The organism is Streptomyces sp. NPDC090994 (assembly GCF_044768905.1).
Lineage (GTDB): Bacteria > Actinomycetota > Actinomycetes > Streptomycetales > Streptomycetaceae > Streptomyces.
Window position 1 is genome coordinate 142,383 of sequence record NZ_JBIVWS010000002.1, and the last position, 18,622, is coordinate 161,004.

An 18,622-nucleotide genomic window follows, 5' to 3' on the forward strand; every position below is an offset into this window, starting at 1 on the left:
GAGCACATCATGACCCGTATCCGCACGAAGGTCCGCACGAAGGCCCGTGGGAAGGTCTCGCCCGGCCGGATCGCCGCATGGGCGGTGCTCGTCGGCGCGCTGTTCCTGACCGTCTTCCCGTTCTACTGGATGGTCCGCACCGCCCTGACCCCGGCGGCCGACCTGTACACCGACTCCACGGGGCTCGTCCCGGACCACCCCACGATGATCAACTTTCTGCGGGTGCTGGGGCTGACCAGCCAGGAGGAGGCGGTGGCCGCCGGGGGTTCGGGCGCGCAGGTGGACTTCCTGCGGTACCTGCTCAACTCCGTGGTCTACAGCGGGCTGATCGCCGTACTGCAGACGCTGTTCTGCGCGATGGCCGGGTACGCCTTCGCCCGGCTGCGCTTCCCCGGGCGGGACGTGGTGTTCGGGGTGCTGATCGCCGCGCTGATGGTGCCGCCGATCTTCACCGTGCTGCCCAACTTCGTACTGGTGAAGGATCTGGGCTGGCTGAACACCTTCGCCGGCATGGTCGCGCCGAGTGTGCTGATGACCCCGTTCGCGGTCTTCTTCCTGCGGCAGTTCTTCCTGTCGATCCCCCGCGAGGTGGAGGAGGCGGCCGTGCTGGACGGGGTGGGCCCCTGGGGTCTGTTCTGGCGGGTGGTGCTGCCCATGACCCGCGGGCCGCTGCTCACCATCGGCCTCACCACCACGGTGTGGGCCTGGAAGGACTACCTGTGGCCGCTGCTGTCCGGCCGTGAGGAGCAGACCCGGGTGCTCACCGTCGCCCTCGGCATCTTCCAGCAGCAGTCGCCGAACGCCCAGCCCGACTGGACCGGGCTGATGGCCGGGTCCGCCCTGTCGGTGCTGCCCGTCCTGGTGCTGCTGGCCCTGCTCGGCCGCCGGCTGGTCGAGTCCCTGAACTTCACCGGCGTGAAGTGACCGCCCGCACGTCCCGAAAGAGGCCCTTGCGATGAGCCCCAGACCCTCCCGCGTCGGCGCGGCCCTGCTGTGCCTGACCGCCACCGCCACCCTCGTCTCCTGCGCGGGCTCGGACACCGAGGCCGGGGGGAGGACGACCCTGGACTACTGGTTGTGGGACGACCTGCAACTGCCCGCCTACCAGGAGTGCGCGAACGTCTTCCAGAAGGCCAACCCCGGCATCACCATCAAGATCACCCAGACCGCCTGGACCCAGTACTGGCAGAACCTCACCACCGAGATCGTCTCCGGTGAGGCCCCGGACGTCTGGACCGACCAGAGCACCTACTACCCGACGTACGCCGACGGCAACCAGCTCCTGGACCTCCAGCCCTACGTCGAGCGGGACAAGGTCGACCTGTCCGGGTACCAGTCCGGGCTGACGGACGTCTGGGTGAAGGACGGCAAGCGGTACGGCCTGCCGAAGGACTGGGACACCATCGCGATCGTCTACAACACCGGCCTGCTGAAGAAGCAGGGCGTGGACGCCGCCGACCTCGCCGGTCTCACCTGGAACCCGTCGGACGGCGGCACCCTGGAGCGGACCATCGCCAAGGCCACCATCGACACCGAGGGCCGCAACGGCCTCGACCCGGCCTTCGACAAGAACCATGTGAAGACCTACGGGTTCCTGCCCGAGTGGAAGGACGGCAACACGGGCCAGAACGGCTGGGGCCCGTTCGCCGCCGCCAACGGCTTCTCCTACCTCGACAAGAACCCGTGGGGCACCCACTACCGGTACGACGACCCCAAGCTGGTCGAGACCATCGCCTGGTTCAAGCACCTGATCGACAAGGGGTACGCGCCCCGCCTGGACCAGAAGTCGAGCCTCTACAACGCCGAACTGCTCATGGCGGGCAAGGGCGCCATGACCCTCGCCGGCTCCTTCACCGTCTCCACCTACCTCGACCCGGAGCTGAAGGGGAAGTTCGCCTACGCCCCGCTGCCCATCGGCCCGACCGGCCGCAAGAGCTCCATCAACGGTCTGTCGGACGCCATCTGGGCCGGCACCGACCACAAGGAGGAGGCGTGGAAGTGGGTCAAGTTCCTCGCCTCCGCCGACTGCCAGGACATCGTCGCCGAGCACGGCGTCGTCTTCCCCGCGCTGAGGAACTCCACCGAGAAGGCGCTGGCCGGGCACCAGGCCAAGGGGGAGGACGTGCGCGTCTTCACCGACGCCGCGGCGGCGAAGAACGGCACCTTCCTGCTGCCCGTCACCGAGCGCGGCACCGAGATCGGCCCCATCGTCCAGGACGCCATCCAGTCGGCGATCCTCGGCCAGACCACACCGGAGGCCGCCCTGAAGTCGGCCAACGACAAGGTCAACGGCCTCCTCGACTGACCACCCGGGCACACCCTCCGGTACCCGGAAACCCTCATACGCAAGGAGATCCATGGCCCAGCTCGTAGAACTCGGCGGGCGCGCGTTCGCCGTCGAGCTCGAAGGCGACGCCCCGCCCCGGGCCGTCGACGGCGGTCTGCTGCTGCCCCCCGGCCGGACGGCCGTGCTGCACGGGCTCGGTGACGCGCTCTTCTACCGCCACGGACACAACTCGTGGAGCCCGTGCGGCTGGCGCCGGCTCTCCGACGCCCCGCTGCGCATCGAGAGCGCCGACCGCCGCCTCACCGCCGACGACACCGTGTGGGACGACCCCGCCCGCCACCACTCCTCCGCCGTCGCCGCACTGGAGGGCCCCGACGGCCGGGTGCTGCTGCTCGGCGCCCTCGGCCTCGACATCCCCCGCCTCACCGCGGACCGGGACACCCTCGCCGGGTGGTACGAGCGCGACGGGGCGCCCTGGTTCCTCGCCTACGGCGACGAGGAGGAGGTGTTCGCCGCCTACACCCGGCACCTCGCCGCCCGCCTGGGGCACAGCCGCAAGCGGGCGGGGAACGTGTGGTGCAGCTGGTACGCGTACTACGAGAACATCACCGAGGAACAGCTCACCAAGGACATCACCGCCCTGCGCGGCCTGCCCTTCGACGTCGTCCAGGTCGACGACGGCTGGGAGCGGGCGGTGGGCGACTGGGAGGCCAACGACAAGTTCCCCTCCGGCATGCGGGCGCTCGCCGACCGGATCACGGACGCCGGGCTGCGGCCGGGCCTGTGGATCGCCCCGTTCATCGTCCTGCCCGACTCCCGCACCGCCCGGGAACGGCCCGAACTGCTGCTGCGGGACGCCGCCGGCGAGCCGGTGGTGGCCGGGCACAACTGGGGCACCGGCTACTGGGCGCTCGACCTGACCCGGCCGGCCGCGCAGGAACACCTGCGGGAGACGATCCACCGGGTCAGCCGGGAGTGGGGATACACCTACCTCAAGCTCGACTTCATCGGGGCCGGCGCGGTGACCGGCGTCCGCTCCGAGGACGTGGGCCGTGAGGAGGCCTACCGGACCGGCCTGCGGATCATGCGGGAGGCCGCGGGGCCGGACGCCTACCTGCTCGGCAGCGGCGCCCCGCTGCTGCCCTCCCTCGGACTGGTCGACGGCATCCGCAGCGGCCCCGACGTCGCGCCGATGTGGGAGCACTACGCCACCCAGGACCCCTCGGACGCGCTGGCCCGCAACGCCGTCGTCAACACCGTGCACCGGCTGTGGCAGGCGCCGCTCCTGGAGGTCGACCCGGACGTCGTGTACTTCCGCAGCCGCCTCAACCTGCTCACCGAACCGCAGCAGAGCCTGCTGCGCGACCTGGCCGACATCTGCGGCTTCCGGGCGGTGTCCGACCCGCCGGGCTGGCTGCGCCCCGACGAACTGGAGGCGATGACGGCGTACTTGACCGCCCGGCCGGACGTGCGCAGGCTCGGCCGGTACCGGTTCGCGCTGGACGGACGGGAGGTGGACTTCGGCCCGGCGGTGACCCCCGGGTCGGAACAGCGGTACCCGATCGCGTGACGCCCTTCGACGGGCCGCATGGCCACCGCGGTAATTAGTAAACTGCTCAGCATTATCCGGCGGTGGCCACCGACCGCGACGCCTCCAGGGAGCACCAGCATGCCGACGACCGGAACAGACATGTCCCGGATGCGCGAGATGAACCAGCTGTCCATCGTGAGCGCGCTGCGCGGCAACCCGCCGTCGACCGTCACCGAGCTGGCGGGCCGGGCCGGGCTGTCCCGGCCCGCGGTCGACGTGCTGGTGCGGGGTCTGGTCGCCGACGGCTGGGCCGAGGTCGAGGAGCCGGGGGCCAGCAGTGTGGTGGGCCGTCCGGCGCGCCGCTACCGGTTCCGGGCCACCGCCGGCCATGTGCTGGGCATCGACATCGGCGTGCACAAGATCCTCGTGATGCTGAGCGACCTGGAGGGCCGGCTCGTGCGGACGGTGCGCCGTCCGGCCGACCCCGAGGCGCCGCCCGAGGCACGCCTGGCGGCGGTCGACGGTGTCATCGACGAGGTGCTGCGGGGCGCGGACATGACCCCGGCCGACATCTGGGCGGTGACGGTCGGGGTGACCGGCCCGGTCGACGCCACCGGCCGCACCACCCTGTTCACCCCGCTGCCCGGCTGGCACACCACCGACCCGGCCGCCCACCTCGCGGCCCGCTTCTCCTGCCCGGTCCAGGTGGAGAACGACTGCAAGCTCGCCGCCGTGGCCGAACGCTGGAACGGCGTCGCCCAGGACGCCGACGACATCGTCTACCTCCTGGCCGGCCTGCGCACCGGCGCCGGCCTCATCCTCGACGGCACCCTGCGCCGCGGCCACGGCGGTGCCGCCGGGGAGATCGGCGCCCTCAAGGCGGTGCGCTGGCTCTCGGCTCCCGAGCATCTCCAGAACTGCCCCGGCGTACCGGCGACGGCCGCGCCGGGCGAGGCGGCGGCCTGGGTGTTCCAGGCGGCCCGCGAGGGCGACCGGGACGCGCGGGTGGCCGTCCGCCGCTACACCCGCGACCTGGCCGTCGGGGTCGCCGCACTGGTCCTCGCCCTGGACCCGCAGGTCGTCGTCTACGGCGGCGGCTTCTCCCGCTCCGCCGACGTGGTCCTCGACCCGCTGCGCCGCGAACTCACCAAGCACTGCCTGCGCATGCCGGAGCTGCGCGCCTCCACCCTCGGCGACGAGAGCGTGGCCCTGGGGGCGGTACGGCTGGCCCTGGACGAGGTCGACAGCCGCCTGCTCAGCGACGGCCTGGCGGCCCCGACCGCGCCGCGCCGCTGACGCGCGGCACGGCGGCACATCGACGTATCGGCACACCGACATGCCGACACACGACACACCGGTAGGCCGACGCATCGACACAACGGGCGAATAATCGATTTTATCGTCGGTCGTCTATGCTGCCCCCATGACGCAGCCGGCCCCCACCTCCCCCTCACCAGGGAAGCGGATGCTCTCCGAGCAGGTCCACGCGCACCTGCGGGACGCCATCATGCGCGGTCACCACGCGCCGGGCGACGCCCTCAAGCCGCAGGACCTCGCCAAGGAGCAGGGCGTCAGTCTGGCCGTGGTGCGCGAGGCGCTGGTGCGGCTGGTCGGCGAGGGCTTCGCGGACCGGCTGCCCAACCGCGGCTTCGCCGTCCCGGCCTTCTCCGACCGCCGCTGGCAGGAGATCGCCGAGGCCCGCCGGACCATCGAACCGGTGATGCTGCGGATGTCCGTCGAGCGCGGCGACGTCGACTGGGAGGCCCGGGTACGCGCCGCCCACCACCGGCTGGCCCGCACCCCGGTGTACGCGCCGGAGGAGGGCGAGTACTACAGCGCCGCCTGGGCCGAGGCCCACCGGGTCTTCCACCGGACCCTGCTGGAGGGGTGCGGCAACCCCGTCCTGCTGGAGACCTTCGACCGGATGTGGACCGCGAGCGAGCTGGCACGCCGCTGGTCGGCGCACCGCAATCCGGGCCGGGACGGCGTCGAGGAGCACCGCCGGCTGGAGGAGGCGGCGCTCGCCCGGGACGCCGACGCGGCGGCCGAGGTGCTGGTCCAGCACCTGACCCGGACCGCGGCCGACCTGAAGGACGGTTCCGCGCCCGTCTGAGGGAGCCGGTCCGTCGCCGTACGGGCGGTGAGCGGTGAACGTCCGCGGGGGTATCAGCGCCGGGACAGGTAGAGGCCGACGGCCCTGTGCAGGACCTTGTTGAGCGGGTACTCCCACTCGCCGAGGTACTCGACGGCCTCACCGCCGGCGCCGGCCTTGAAGCGGAGCAGTCCCACCAGGTGGTTGCTCTCCTCCAGGGTGTCGGTGACGCCGCGGAAGTCGTAGACGGCGGCCCCCTGTTCATGGGCGTCGGACATCATGCGCCACTGCAGGGCGTTGTTCGGCTGCACCTCGCGCTTGCGGGCGGTGGAGGCGCCGTAGGAGTACCAGACGTGCTCGCCGACGGTCAGCATGGTGGCGGCGGCGAGTGTGTCGCCGTCGTGGTGGGCGAGGTAGAGGCGCATGCGGCGGGGGTCCTCCGCCGTCAGGGCGGTCCACATCCGCTGGAAGTAGGGCAGCGGGCGGGGGACGAAGCGGTCCCGTTCGGCCGTCTCGGTGTAGAGGGCGTGGAAGACCGGCAGGTCGTCGTAGCCGCCCTCGACCACCTTGACCCCGGCCTTCTCCGCCTTCTTGATGTTGCGGCGCCACTGCTGGTTCAGGCCGCGCTCGATCTCGTCCAGCGACCGGCCGGCGAACGGGACCTGGAACACGTACCGCGGCTGTCCGGCGGCGAAGCCGTCCTCCGTGCCGGGCTCGGTCCGCCGCCAGCCGGCCCGGTGCAGCCGGCCGGCGATCTCGTCGGCCGCGGGCTCGCGCGTGGTGGCCTCCACGTCCCCGAGCCGCTCGGCCGCCGGGTCGGCGATCGCCGCCTTGACCGCGTCGGCGCTCCAGCGGCGGGCGACGACGGGCGGCCCCATCCGCACGGAGAAGGCACCGCGCTCCTTCAGGTGGGCGAGCATCGGCGTGAGCCACTGCTCCAGGTCCGGCGCGGTCCAGTCGACGACCGGCCCCTCGGGCAGGTACGCGAAGTACCGCCGCACCTTCGGCAGCGGCCGCAGGAGCACCAGCCCGGCCCCGACGAGCCGGCCGTCCCCGTCGAACCACCCCAGGCTCTCCGCCCGCCAGTCCGGCTTCACGTCCCCCCACGAGGGGACCTGCATGTGGCTCACCGAGGGCCGGGCCGCGGCGAAGGCCAGGTGTTCCTGACGGGTGATCACCTTCAGGCGGTAGCTCATGCGCAGCGCTCCTTTGTCGGGCGCACCAGCCTAATGAGCGGCGGCCCCGCTGCCGCGCAGCACACGGCCGCGCCCTTGCGTTCCCCACCTATGGACGCCTACGATCGATCACACACGCAATAATCGATTATCTGGGAAAAGAGAGACAGAGAGAGATGGACATGGATGCGACCGCCGGCCGTCGCTGCCACAACGCCGTCAGTCCGCTGCACTCAGCCGTCTACTTCGCACCGGAGTACCGGGGCGAACTCGCCGCGCTCGGGCTGGAGCCCGGGCCCATGTCCTACCTCGCCGGGCGCGCGGCCCCGCTCGGGGCGGTCGGGGCGGGTGCGGTCACGGCGACGTTCTACAACTTCGACCACGCGCACGTGGCCCGGTACATGCCCGCGGCCTGGACGGTCACCACACCGGAGGCCGTGCTCGCCGCGCGGCTGCGCGGCGCGGACAGGACGCTGCGCAGACTGCTCGGAGAGAAGGCGCTCGTGTCCGAGGAGATGGCCGAGGCGGCCGGCCTGGCGCTGCGCGCCGCCGGGGCGGGCCGCCGCGAGGGACGGCCGCTGTACGCCGCGAACGCCGCCCTCCCGGTGCCCGCGGAACCGCATCTGGCGCTGTGGCACGCGGCGACGCTGCTGCGCGAACACCGGGGCGACGGTCACCTCGCCGCGCTGGCGGTCGCCGGGCTCTCCGGGATCGAGGCCCTGGTCCTGCACAACGCCACCGGTGAGACGGTGACGTCGGCCGTGCTCAAGCAGACCCGCGGCTGGTCCGCGGCGCAGTGGGCCGCCGCCGCGGACCGGTTGCGGGAGCGCGGCCTGCTGGACGACGCGGGGGACGTCACCGAGGCGGGCGCCGCCCTGCGCGGCGACGCCGAGACGCTCACCGACCGCCTCGACGCCGCCCCGTACGACCACCTGGGCCCGGCCGCCACCGCGCGGCTGACCGAACTGGCCGGCGGCTTCACCCGGCTGGTGCGGGCGGCGGGCGCCTTTCCCCCGGAGCTGTTCGGCAAGGGCTGACCGGCGGCCGGGGGGCGGCTGCCCTCAGGCGGTCTGCGCGGCGGCGGCGCGGCCGGCCTGACGTCCGGAGAAGAGGCAGCCGCCGAGGAAGGTGCCCTCCAGCGACCGGTATCCGTGCACGCCGCCCCCGCCGAAACCGGCGGCCTCGCCGGCGGCGTAGAGGCCGGGGACCGGGGCGCCGTCGGCGTCGAGGACGCGGCCGGAGAGGTCGGTCTGGAGCCCGCCGAGGGTCTTGCGGCTGAGCAGGTTGAGCCGGACCGCGATCAGGGGCCCGGCGGCGGGGTCGAGGATCTTGTGCAGGTCGACCGTGCGGGAGAGGTCGTCGCCCACGTACGCCATGGAGTTGCGGATGCCCATGATCTGGACGTCCTTGCCGAACCGGTTGTCCACCTCGCGGTCGCGCGCGGTGATCTGCCGGCCGAGTTCCGCGGCGTCGACGAGGTTCTCACCGGTCAGCTCGTTCATCCCCGCGACCAGTTTCTCCAGGGTGTCCGCGACGACGAAGTCCTCGCCCTTGTCGAGGAACTTCTGGACCGGTGCCGGGGTCTGGTTGAGGAGCCGGTTGGCGAGGTAGGCGACCAGGTTCTTGTCGGTGAGTTCGGGGTTCTGCTCGGAACCGGAGAGCGTGAACTCCTTCTTGATGATGCGCAGGTTGAGCACGAACCACGAGTAGTCGTACCCCGTGTCTTTGATCATCTTCAGGGTGCCGAGGGTGTCGTAGCCGGGGATGGCGGGCGTCGGGAAGCGCCGGCCCTTGGCGTCGAACCACAGGGAGGAGGGGGCGGGCAGGATGCGGATGCCGTGGCCCGGCCAGATGGGCGTGTGGTTCCTCAGGCCCTCGGTGTAGTGCCACATCCGGTCCCGGTTCACCAGCCGGCCCCCGGCCCGTTCGGCGATGGCCAGCATCCGGCCGTCCACGTGCGCGGGGACACCGGTGACCATGGTGCGCGGGGCGGGCCCCAGGCGGCTCGGCCAGTTCTGCCGGACCAGGTCCAGGTTGCCGCCGATGCCGCCCGAGGCGACGATCACCAGGGGCGCGCGCAGTTCGAAGGAACCGACGACGGTGCGCGAACTCGCCGTGCCCCGTGGCGCGTCGCTGGCCTCCAGTACGGACCCGCGCACCCCGTTCACCACGCCGCCGGTGGTGAGCAGTTCGTCCACCTGGTGCCGGAACTTGAAGGTGACCAGGCCCTTCTGGGCGGCGGCGCGCACCCGCTTCTCGAACGGTTCCATCACCGCCGGTCCGGTGCCGAGGGTCACGTGGAAGCGGGGCACGGAGTTGCCGGGCCCGGTGGCGAGCTGGCCGCCGCGTTCCGCCCAGCCCACGACCGGGACCCAGGTCATGCCCATCCCCGCCAGCCAGGAGCGCTTCTCCCCCGCGGCGAACTCCAGGTACGCGTCGGCCCATCTGCGGGCCCAGTAGTCCTCGCCGAGTCTGTCGTCCACGCCTCGGTCGAAGCCCGCCGTGCCGAACCAGTCCTGCCGGGCCAGTTCGAGGGAGTCCTTGATGCCGCACAGCCGTTGCTCGAAGGAGTCGATCAGGAACAGACCGCCGAACGACCAGTACGCCTGACCGCCCAGGCTCGCCTCCGGTTCCTGGTCGAGCAGGAGCACCTTGCGGCCCGCCGCGGCCAGTTCGGAGGTGGCGACGAGACCGGCCAGGCCGCCTCCTACGACGATGACGTCCGCGGCGGCGGCGGACGCGGACAGCGGCGCGGCGGCGGCACGGGACGCCCCCATGACCGTACCGGCGGCCACCACACCGCCCGCCACCTGCAGTGCGTGGCGACGGGTGAGCGGGGTGCGGTGCTGGATCTCTTCCACGGTCGTACCCCTTCGGTAGGCGAGAGGCCGCCTGCGATGTGATGCGGCCACGACAACAACACGACGACAGTGGTGCGGAGTTACTCGAAAGTAAGCACGCGGCGTGGGGTGCGCAAGACTTTCGACGAGGAGGACGGCGGCGGAGGAGGAGGAGGCTCCTGACGTGGCCGACGGGAACCCGCTGCCGCCCCGGCCGCTACGACGCCGTAGCGGCCGGGGCGGGACGTCGGGGCTGCGCGTTCCGCTGCCCGGCGAGGGGTCAGCCCAGGGGCCGGACGGCGCTCCCCCGGTAGCCGACGGCGGGACCGTGGCCGTGCCGGAGAACACCGGAGAACTGCCCGTAGGCGGGGGTCGGGTGACTGTCCTTCCTTAGCAACTGCACCCTGTTGAGCTGGATCTCGCCCACGCCCTCCGCGTTGGCGGTGATGTGCAGCCGGTAGCGGGCGTACGGCGCCGCGTCGGTCACGGTGAACTCGCGTACCAGGAAGCGTTCGGGGAACATCTCACCGGTCCGGCGGTCCAGGGTCACCCAGGTACGGCCGTCGTCGGAGCCCTCCAGCCGCCAGTCCTTCGGGTCCCGCGAGCAGTGGTCGTCGGCCGAGGTCAGCGCGTAGTCCGTGACGGTGGCCGGGGCGGGCAGCACGAATTCCAGCCGGGCCGTCCCGGAGAAGACGAGCCATTTGCCGGCGCCGGCGCGGAGCAGGTTGGCCGCGACCTCACCGGCGCCCGCGTGCTCGCCGCTGGCCTCGATCCGGGAGACGGGGACGGGGGTGCCGACCAGGCCGGGGTCGGCGTCGGTGAGGAGTTCCACCCGGTTCAGCTGTGTCTCGGGCGCCCGCCCCCAGTTGCGGTCGATGTCGAGCCGGTACAGGGGGTAGGCCGTGGAGTTGGCCACGGTGTACTCACGGCTCTGGTCGCGCCGGGGGAACGCCTGGTCCACGCGTGAGTCGAGGGTGTACCAGGTGATGCCGTCGGCCGATCCGCGCAGCCGCCAGTCGCGGGGGTCGCGGTCCCGGTAGTCGTTGGCGGAGGTGAGCCGGTAGGCGGTGACGGCGGCCGGGGCGGGCAGGGCGAAGTCGAGGGTCGCGGTGTCCTCGGGCGTCAGCCACTTGCCGGGTCCGGGGCCGAGGAGGTTCGCGGCGACTTCGCCGGCGTCGCGGTGCTCGTCGCTGGCCACGACCGCGCTGACCGCCACCGGTACGGTGTTCCGGGCGGGCGCGGGGCTCAGGGTCACGGTCCCGAAGGTGCCGTGACCCGTACGCCAGGTGACCCGTTCCACGGGGCCCTGGCCGTCGTCCAGGACCAGGCGCAGCCGCCCGACCCACGGCCGGGCGGCGCCCCCGTCCCCGTCGTCGTCCCCGTCGTCGATCCCGTCGTCGATCCCGTCGCCGATGCGGTCGTCGATGCCGTCGTCGATCCGGTCCTCCTCGGTGACGAAGACGTGCGACGGGGCGACGGGTATCTCCCCCTTGCCCGCGCGGCGTCCGCACTCGGTTCCGCGGTACTCCCGTGTCACGCCGTCGGCGGTGCGCCGCTGTCCGCGGAAGGCCGTCATCGCGTCGTCGAACACGATCACGGCCTCGGCTCCGCTCGCGGACCGCCAGGCCAGCTCGGTCAGTCCGCCGGGCTCGCCCCGGTCCAGCCGGACCGTCAGCCGGGGGCCCCGGTGCCACCACCGGTCACCGGCCCGCACCTCGGTGTCGTAGACGAGGACGGGGGCGCCGGGGGAATTCCCGGTGCGTCCGGTCGGTCGCGCGTCGGTCCGGTCCCGCATGGAGGTGCTCCGCTTCAGTCGTTGGACGAGTTGGCGCGGAGCACTCTTCCACAGGGGCCCGACAACGGAGTTGACGGTGGGTCAGAGGCCGTGGTCGCGCAGGAAGGCGCGGAGCAGGTCGTCGTACCGCACGGGGTCCTCCAGGAACGCCGCGTGGCGCCGGCCCTCCAGTACCGTCGGCGTTCCGCGCCACAGCGCGGCGTACGGGAGGGACGCCACGTAGCCGTGGTCGACGAACGGGTCGTCGCGTCCGTCGATGATCGCGAGCGGTACCGGGGACTTCTCGACGAGCGCCTTCTGGTCCGAGTCCCGGCCGGCGCTGAACGACTCGAACATGAGGCGCCGGGCCCGCCCGTCGGTCCGTACCACGTCGTCGACGACCCAGGCGGGGGGCGGGGAGAACGCGATCTGCCCGGCGAACTCGGCCGCCTGGGCGGGCGTGAGGTCCTCGGCGCCGGCGTACGCCAGGCCCGGCCGGAAGCCCTCCATGAGGGTGTCCCGGTTGACGGGCGGGGTGCCGGTGACGACGAGCCCCGCGAGGCCGGGGAAGAGGGGGATGAGCTCCAGGCCGATGTGCCCGCCGAGCGACCAGCCGACGACCACGGCCCGGTCGATGCCCAGCGTGCCGAGGAACTCGACGATCGCGGCGGCGTAACCGCGCTGCGTGTACGCCGCCCCGGGGTCCGTCGCGTCGTCCGACTCCCCGTGGCCCGGCAGGTCGAGGGCCAGCAGCCGCCGCCCGCCGAAGTCGTCGGCGAGCTGGGCGTGGAAGACCTTCCGGGAGGACGAGTTGCCGTGCACGAACAGCAGCGGCGGCGCGGCGGCGGAACCTGACGGGTCGGTGTCCGTGTAGGCGATCCGTCCGTACCGTGTCCCGGCGTACCGGGTGGCGCCGGGCAGTCGCGGCGGCTCGTGTTCTGCTTCCATGACGGCATGGTAGCCAGGGTCCCGTCAGGCGCCGGAGGTGCCGGGGTCACCGGTGCCGCGCTGGACGGTGCCGGGCTCGCCCGTGTCCCGGTGCCAGACCACCACCAGTTCGTCCCGGGCGCCGAAGCGCACCAGGTGACGGCCGACGACGTCCTCCAGCCGGGCCAGCCGGTCGTCCGGCGCCTCCACGGTCAGCAGCAGGGCCCCGTCGGTGGCGGTGAGGGTCCCGGTCCCGTCCTGGAAGACGAGGCGGCCCTCGGCGGCCTCCTCGTCCCAGTCGGTGCGGGCCCGCCTGCCGAGGTGGGCGGCGAGCTGTTTCGCATAGCGGTGCGGGCGGTCGGTGACGACACGGGCCTGTGAGCGGGGCACGGGCGACTCCCTGGGAGACGGTCGGCGGGCGGTGCGTCGGCGGCGGCACGCGCCGACCGCTCCTGACTACCAGGCCCCGGCCCGCCCCATGCCTCGCCCGGCGCAAGCTGAGCGTGCGCCCTGTCCGCACCTGACAGGGCGCCGCGCGTCAGGCCGCCGCCTCGACGGCCGGCTCCGTGCGGTCCGGGTTCCGCACGACGCGGCGGCGGCGCACCGGCAGGCCGAGCGTCGGGTGGGCGACGCCCCAGGCCGCGCCCTTGCAGACCAGTTCCTTGTAGCGGGCGGCGAGCCGGCCGGTCAGGGCCGCGCCGACGGACCGGTCGTCGGCGGTGACGTACTGGATCAGGCCGTCACCGCGGCCCAGGGAGACGCACTGGTTGAAGTAGCGGATCGTCAGATCCGGGAGCTTCCCGCCGGTCAGGCGGGCCGCGATGGCGTCGGCGGCCTGCCACGCGGTGGGGCCGCCCGAGGCGCACGACATCCGCAGCGGCTTGTCGCCGGGGCCCATCGCCCAGGCCGCGTCGCCGACGGCGTACACGTCGGGGTGGGAGACCGAGCGCATGGTCCGGTCGACCACGATCTGGCCCGTGCCGGTGACCTCCAGGGCGGTGGCCCGCGCGATCGGGTGGGCCGCGAAGCCGGTGGTCCACACGGTGACCGCGGCCGGTACGGCCGTACCCTCCGCGGTGACGACGCGGTCGGCCTCGACGGCGGTGACGGCGGTGTGCTCGTGCACGGTGACGCCGAGCCGGGTGACGGCCTTCCACAGGTGCCGGCGGCCCTTGTCGGAGAACCGGTCACCGAGGGCGCCGCGGGTCACCAGGGCGACGGCGAGGTCCGGGCGGGCCTCGGCGATCTCGGTCGCCGCCTCCAGACTGGTGAGGCCGCCGCCGACGACGACCACGGGCCGCCCGGCGGCCAGGCCGGCCAGCCGCTCGCGCAGCCGGAGGGCCCCGGGCCGGCTCGCGACCTCGAAGGCGTGCTCGGCGGCGCCGGGGACGCCCTGGTCGTGCCGGCCGCTGCCGAGGGCGTGGACGAGGGTGTCGTAGGCCAGTTCCCCGGTGCCGCCGTCCGGGTCCACGACGGTGACGGTCCGGCGGTCGACGTCGACCCGGGTGACCCGGGCGATCCGCAGCCGCACGCCGGTGCCGGCGAACATCTCGCGCAACGGCCGGGGCCTGAGATCCTGGCCGGCCGCGAGCTGGTGCATCCGCACGCGTTCGACGAAGTCGGGCTCGGCGTTGACGAGGGTGATGCTCACGTCGTCGCGGTGCAGCCGCTTGGCGAGGCGGCCGGCCGCGACGGTTCCGGCGTAGCCGGCGCCGAGGACGATGATGCGGTGCTGCATGGTCCTGCTCCTGTCTGCGCGGGTCCCGCACGTGTCGTGCGTGCTTCCGCCCCTTGAACCGGGCGGCCGGCCCTTTCCTGACAGGAACGCGATGTGAAGCACCTCACATCACGAGTGTCCGGCCTGATGTGTTCCGAAGTGTTCAGAAGGCGTGGAAGAGGGGCTCCCCGTGCTCGGTGGCCGCCCAGACCTCGGTCGCGCGCCGGAGTTTGTCGGGGTTGGCCTGGCTGCGGAACGCGGCGATGCCGTCGGCGGTGACCTCCGGGCACATGACGCCGACGACCCGGCCGTCGAGGACCGCCACGACCGCGGGGCCGCCGTTGGCGCTCGTGAGGTGGATGGCCGGCGAGCCGCCGACCAGGGCACGCTTGGAGCGGGCGGGCTTGAACAGGCCCCGCAGGAACTTCGCGACCGCGAGGGCGCCTTCGAACGGCTTGGTCCGGGCCGGCACCTTGCCGCCGCCGTCACCGATCGCGACGGCGTCGGCGGTGAGCAGTTCCACGAGCGTCTCGGTCCGCCCGCTGGTGGCGGCCGCCAGGAACTCCTCGACCACCCGCCGCGCGGCGGCCTCGTCGACCTCGCCGCGGGCCCTGCCCTCGGCGAGGTGCTTCTTGGCGCGGTGGAAGAGCTGCTGCCCGGCCGCCTCGGTGACGTCGAGGAGCGCGGCGATCTCCCGGTGGGAGTAGCCGAAGGCCTCCCGCAGCACGTACACGGCCCGTTCCTTGGGGGACAGCCGCTCCATGAGGGTGAGGACCGCGTACGAGACCGACTCGCGCCGCTCGGCGGTGTCGGCCGGGCCGAGCATCGGGTCCGGGGCGAGCAGCGGCTCCGGCAGCCACTGCCCCACGTAGGTCTCGCGCCGCGCGCGGGCCGACGTGAGCTGGTTGAGGCACAGGTTGGTGAGCACCTTGGTCAGCCAGGCCTCGGGAACCTCGATGCGCTCGACGTCGGCGTGCTGCCAGCGCAGGAAGGTCTCCTGCACGACGTCCTCGGCATCGCTCGCGGAGCCGAGGAGGCGGTAGGCGATGGCCTCCATACGGGGCCTGGCGGCCTCGAACCGGTCCACGTCCTGCGCGGTGAGCGGCATGCCCCGGATCCTAGCCGGGAGGGGTTCCGCGCGCTGCGCGGTGGCGGCGTCCCGTCACCGGCGATCAGGGACGAAGGTGTCCACGGCCGGGACCGCGTCGTCCTGGCCGGTGCCGGCCCAGGCGACATGCCCGTCGGGGCGGATCAGGGCGGCGCGCACGTCGGCCCAGGGGGCGGGGGGCTGGTGGAGCGTTCCGGTGCGGACGGCGAGCCCCGGCCGCGTGAGGCCGCCGAGCGCGCCGTCGGCCGTGAGGTCGAGCAGCAGGTACGCGTCGGGCCGCAGCAGGCCGGACAGGCCGGTGTCCGTGCCGGTGAGGGCCAGGTCGGGGGCGCGGGTTCCGGTGAGCGGGTGGGCCGCGGGGTCGGCGGCGGGGTAGCGCACGGCGAGCGCGGTGAGCCGTTCGGCGAGTGCGCGGGCGAACGCCGGCTGGTCGGCGATCATGCCGCTGAGCAGGGAGCGCAGATCGAGGGCCTCGGGAGTGAAGGTGGCCATGAGGGAGGTCTGGGCGCGGCTGTGTTCCGCCAACTGGGCGCCCACCGGCCACCGTTCGGCGTGGTAGCTGTCCAGCAGGCCGTCCGGGGCCCAGCCGTTCAGCGTCGCGGCCAGCTTCCAGCCGAGGTTGTGCGCGTCCTGGATGCCGACGTTCATGCCGACTCCCCCGGCGGGGAAGTGCTGGTGGGCGGCGTCGCCGGCCAGCAGGACCCGGCCCCGCCGGTACGCGGCGGCCAGCCGGGTGGCGTTGCCGAAGCGGGAGAGCCAGGACGGGTCGCGCATGCCGAAGTCGTCGCCGGTGACGGCGGTGACCTTCTGCCGCAGTTCGTCGAAGGTGAGGTCGCCGGGCCACTCGGTGGTGAGGCTGTCGGGACTGACCCCGACGACGCGGAACCGTCCGCCGGGCAGCGGCGCGACCATCACCCCGCCGCGGGTGTTCAGGGAACTGAAGCCGGGCCGGGGCGGGTTGTCGAGGGCGACGTCACCGAGCCAGCCGAGGACGGTGGAGGGCGTGCCGGGGAAGTCGATGCCGGCGGCGGTGCGCACGGTGCTGCGGGTGCCGTCGCAGCCGACGACGTACGCCGCCTCGATCTCGTACGCGCCCTCCGGCCCCGTCACCTGGACGGTCACCGACTCCGCGCGCTCGGTGAAGGCGGTGACGCGGTGCCCGCGCCGGATCACCGCTCCCAGCCGGAGCGCGTGCTCCTGGAGCAGTTCCTCGGTGCGGGCCTGCGGCAGGGCGAGGGTGTACGGGAACGGGGTGTCCAGCTCCCGGAAGTCGAGCCGGTCGTCGAGCATCGCGAAGTGGCCGGTGGGGATCGTCAGTCCCTCGGCGAGGAACGGCCGGTGGGCCCCGCGTGCGGCCAGGACCTCGATGGTGCGCGGGTGGATGGTGAGCGCCTTGGAGCGCCCGTCGACCTCCGTGCGCTGCTCGACGACGGTGACGGGGACCCCGCCCAGCCGCAGTTCGGCGGCGAGCCAGAGTCCGACGGGGCCGCCTCCGGCGATGACGACGTGGTGTGCCTGCATGACTGGGCCTTTCCGGGTCGTGTTCCGGCCAGGACTTCTTGGTCACTGACCAATGCGCTGTGTCCGCAGTAAACTAGGTCAATGACCAATAAGCAAACGGCCGAGCGGCTCGAACCCGGCACCGTGATCCGCGCCGCGCTGGAGCTGCTGGACGAGAAGGGCCTGGACGCGCTCTCCACCCGGGCGGTCGCCCACCGGCTCGGCGTCCGGATGAACACCGTGCTGTGGCACGTGAAGACCAAGGCCCGGATGCTGGAACTGATGGCGGACGCGGTCGTCGGGGAGATCCCGCTGGACGGCCTGCCGGACGCGCCGGACCCGCGCGCCCGAGAGCTGGCCCGCCGCTACCGCCGCGCCCTGCTCGGCCACCGCGACGGCGCGGCGCTCGTCGTCGGCACCTACGCCGCCGAACCCCACACCCTGCGGTTCGCCGAGACGTTCGTCGCCGCGCTCCTGGAGGACGGCCTGGACGAGCGCCGGGCCGCCTGGACCACCTGGACGGTCATGTACTTCACCCTCGGTCTCACCCAGGAGGAACAGGCCGCCCGGCGCCAGTCCCTGGGCGACCGGCTGCGGGACGCGGTCACCGAGGCCACCCACCCGGCCCTGCACCGGGTGGGCGACCACCTCAGCCCGGGCTCCTTCGAGGAGCGCTTCGAGTTCGGCCTCACCGCGATCCTCGCGCGGCGCTGAACCGGACCGGAGCGGACGACGGCGCTCAGCGCAGCGCGGCGACGGCCGCCTTCGTCGCGTCCGCGATCAGCGCGTCGTCGGAGGCGGCGTCCTTCGCCCCGCGGTCGGACAGGACGGCGACGACGATCGGGGCGCCGTCCGGCGGGCGGACGACGGCGATGTCGTTGCGGGTGCCGTAGCCGCCGGCGCCGGTCTTGTCCTGGACCTTCCAGCCGGAGGGGACACCGGCCCGGATGTAGGGGTCGCCGGTCGTGTTCCGCGCCATCCAGTCCCCGAGCATCTTCCGCCGGGCCTCGGGGAGATGGTCCTCCAGCAGCAGCCGGCGCAGGTCGGTGGCGAGGGCGCGCGGGGTGCTGGTGTCCCGGACGTCGCCGGGCGTCGCCTCGTTCAGCTCCGGTTCGACGCGGTCGAGGCTGGTCGTGGTGTCGCCCAGGCCGCGCAGCGCCGCCTCGACCTTCCCGGGGCCGCCGAGTTCCTCCAGGATCAGGTTGGCGGCCGTGTTGTCGCTGTAGCGCAGCATGGCGTCGACGAGGGCGCTCACCCTCATCCCGGTGTCCACGTGCTCGGAGGTGACCGGCGCGTACTCCAGCAGGTCGGAGGAGTCGTAGGAGACCACCCGGTCGAGCTGGTCGTCGGTGGCGCGCTTCAGCAGGACTCCGGCGGCCAGGGCCTTGAACGTCGAGCAGTGCGCGAACCGCTCGTCCGCCCGGTACGTCACGGTGCGGCCCGTGCCGGTGTCCAGTGCGTACACGCCCAGCCGGGCGTCGTCGTACCGCTTCTCGACCTCGGCGAGCGCGCGGGTCGCCGCCGGGTGGGCGGAAGCGGAGGCAGAAGCGGAAGCGGAGGGGGTGGAGGCCGCCTGGACGCCGGTGGCGTCGGCGCAGCCGGTCAGCAGGTCCGGTACGAGCAGGAAGGGCACCGCGAACAGCGCCGCCCGGTTCTTCGGAGTAGGCATGT

General features: G+C 73.1%; 16 protein-coding genes. 7 read left to right on the forward strand and 9 right to left on the reverse strand.

What is annotated here, in order from left to right:
- The first annotated feature begins 9 nt into the window (after positions 1-9).
- The 5 genes from ACIQR3_RS05160 (at position 10) to ACIQR3_RS05180 (ending at position 5,931) form a co-directional block, all read left to right on the forward strand.
- Positions 10-924 carry a carbohydrate ABC transporter permease gene (locus ACIQR3_RS05160; RefSeq protein ID WP_403534319.1) on the forward strand — a complete coding sequence of 305 codons (915 nt, stop codon included), beginning with the start codon at positions 10-12 and terminating at the stop codon, positions 922-924.
- A gap of 31 nt (positions 925-955) precedes the next feature.
- Positions 956-2,305: an ABC transporter substrate-binding protein gene (locus ACIQR3_RS05165; protein WP_403534322.1), complete on the forward strand. Its 1,350-nt coding sequence runs from the start codon at positions 956-958 to the stop codon at positions 2,303-2,305.
- Positions 2,306-2,357: 52 nt separating this feature from the next.
- Positions 2,358-3,857: a glycoside hydrolase family 36 protein gene (locus ACIQR3_RS05170; protein WP_403534324.1), complete on the forward strand. Its 1,500-nt coding sequence runs from the start codon at positions 2,358-2,360 to the stop codon at positions 3,855-3,857.
- Between the two features lie 99 nt (positions 3,858-3,956).
- The gene (locus ACIQR3_RS05175; protein WP_403534327.1) at positions 3,957-5,114 is read left to right on the forward strand and encodes an ROK family protein; all 1,158 of its coding nucleotides are present in this window, start codon (positions 3,957-3,959) and stop codon (positions 5,112-5,114) included.
- A gap of 127 nt (positions 5,115-5,241) precedes the next feature.
- Positions 5,242-5,931 (forward strand): GntR family transcriptional regulator, encoded by a 690-nt coding sequence (locus ACIQR3_RS05180; RefSeq protein ID WP_403534330.1) that lies wholly within the window; start codon positions 5,242-5,244, stop codon positions 5,929-5,931.
- Positions 5,932-5,984: 53 nt separating this feature from the next.
- Here the strand turns inward: ACIQR3_RS05180 and ACIQR3_RS05185 are convergent, their stop codons facing one another.
- Entirely contained in the window at positions 5,985-7,106 is a 1,122-nt protein-coding gene (locus ACIQR3_RS05185; protein ID WP_403534333.1) for a lipid II:glycine glycyltransferase FemX, read from the reverse strand.
- A 161-nt stretch (positions 7,107-7,267) separates the two neighbouring features.
- Here ACIQR3_RS05185 and ACIQR3_RS05190 point away from each other — a divergent pair, with 161 nt between their 5' ends.
- The gene (locus ACIQR3_RS05190) at positions 7,268-8,122 is read left to right on the forward strand and encodes a hypothetical protein (protein WP_403534335.1); all 855 of its coding nucleotides are present in this window, start codon (positions 7,268-7,270) and stop codon (positions 8,120-8,122) included.
- 24 nt (positions 8,123-8,146) lie between these two features.
- On the opposite strand, the gene ACIQR3_RS05195 is transcribed toward ACIQR3_RS05190, so the two are convergent.
- The 7 genes from ACIQR3_RS05195 to ACIQR3_RS05225 form a co-directional block, all read right to left on the reverse strand.
- Complete coding sequence (locus ACIQR3_RS05195) at positions 8,147-9,937, reverse strand: FAD-binding dehydrogenase (protein ID WP_403535424.1); 1,791 nt, start codon at positions 9,935-9,937, stop codon at positions 8,147-8,149.
- A 268-nt stretch (positions 9,938-10,205) separates the two neighbouring features.
- Entirely contained in the window at positions 10,206-11,720 is a 1,515-nt protein-coding gene (locus tag ACIQR3_RS05200; RefSeq protein WP_403534338.1) for a coagulation factor 5/8 type domain-containing protein, read from the reverse strand.
- Between the two features lie 81 nt (positions 11,721-11,801).
- Entirely contained in the window at positions 11,802-12,647 is an 846-nt protein-coding gene (locus ACIQR3_RS05205; protein WP_403534340.1) for an alpha/beta fold hydrolase, read from the reverse strand.
- A gap of 24 nt (positions 12,648-12,671) precedes the next feature.
- Entirely contained in the window at positions 12,672-13,016 is a 345-nt protein-coding gene (locus tag ACIQR3_RS05210) for a DUF2218 domain-containing protein (protein ID WP_403534342.1), read from the reverse strand.
- A 148-nt stretch (positions 13,017-13,164) separates the two neighbouring features.
- Positions 13,165-14,364: an NAD(P)/FAD-dependent oxidoreductase gene (locus ACIQR3_RS05215; RefSeq protein WP_403534345.1), complete on the reverse strand. Its 1,200-nt coding sequence runs from the start codon at positions 14,362-14,364 to the stop codon at positions 13,165-13,167.
- Between the two features lie 142 nt (positions 14,365-14,506).
- Positions 14,507-15,451 (reverse strand): RNA polymerase sigma-70 factor, encoded by a 945-nt coding sequence (locus ACIQR3_RS05220; protein ID WP_403534348.1) that lies wholly within the window; start codon positions 15,449-15,451, stop codon positions 14,507-14,509.
- Positions 15,452-15,505: 54 nt separating this feature from the next.
- Positions 15,506-16,972 (reverse strand): FAD-dependent monooxygenase, encoded by a 1,467-nt coding sequence (locus ACIQR3_RS05225; protein ID WP_403534351.1) that lies wholly within the window; start codon positions 16,970-16,972, stop codon positions 15,506-15,508.
- 81 nt (positions 16,973-17,053) lie between these two features.
- Here ACIQR3_RS05225 and ACIQR3_RS05230 point away from each other — a divergent pair, with 81 nt between their 5' ends.
- Positions 17,054-17,665 (forward strand): TetR/AcrR family transcriptional regulator C-terminal domain-containing protein, encoded by a 612-nt coding sequence (locus tag ACIQR3_RS05230; RefSeq protein ID WP_403534353.1) that lies wholly within the window; start codon positions 17,054-17,056, stop codon positions 17,663-17,665.
- A 25-nt stretch (positions 17,666-17,690) separates the two neighbouring features.
- Here ACIQR3_RS05230 and bla read toward each other — a convergent pair whose 3' ends face one another.
- The gene (bla, locus tag ACIQR3_RS05235; protein WP_403534356.1) at positions 17,691-18,620 is read right to left on the reverse strand and encodes a class A beta-lactamase; all 930 of its coding nucleotides are present in this window, start codon (positions 18,618-18,620) and stop codon (positions 17,691-17,693) included.
- Between the last annotated feature and the right edge of the window lie 2 nt (positions 18,621-18,622).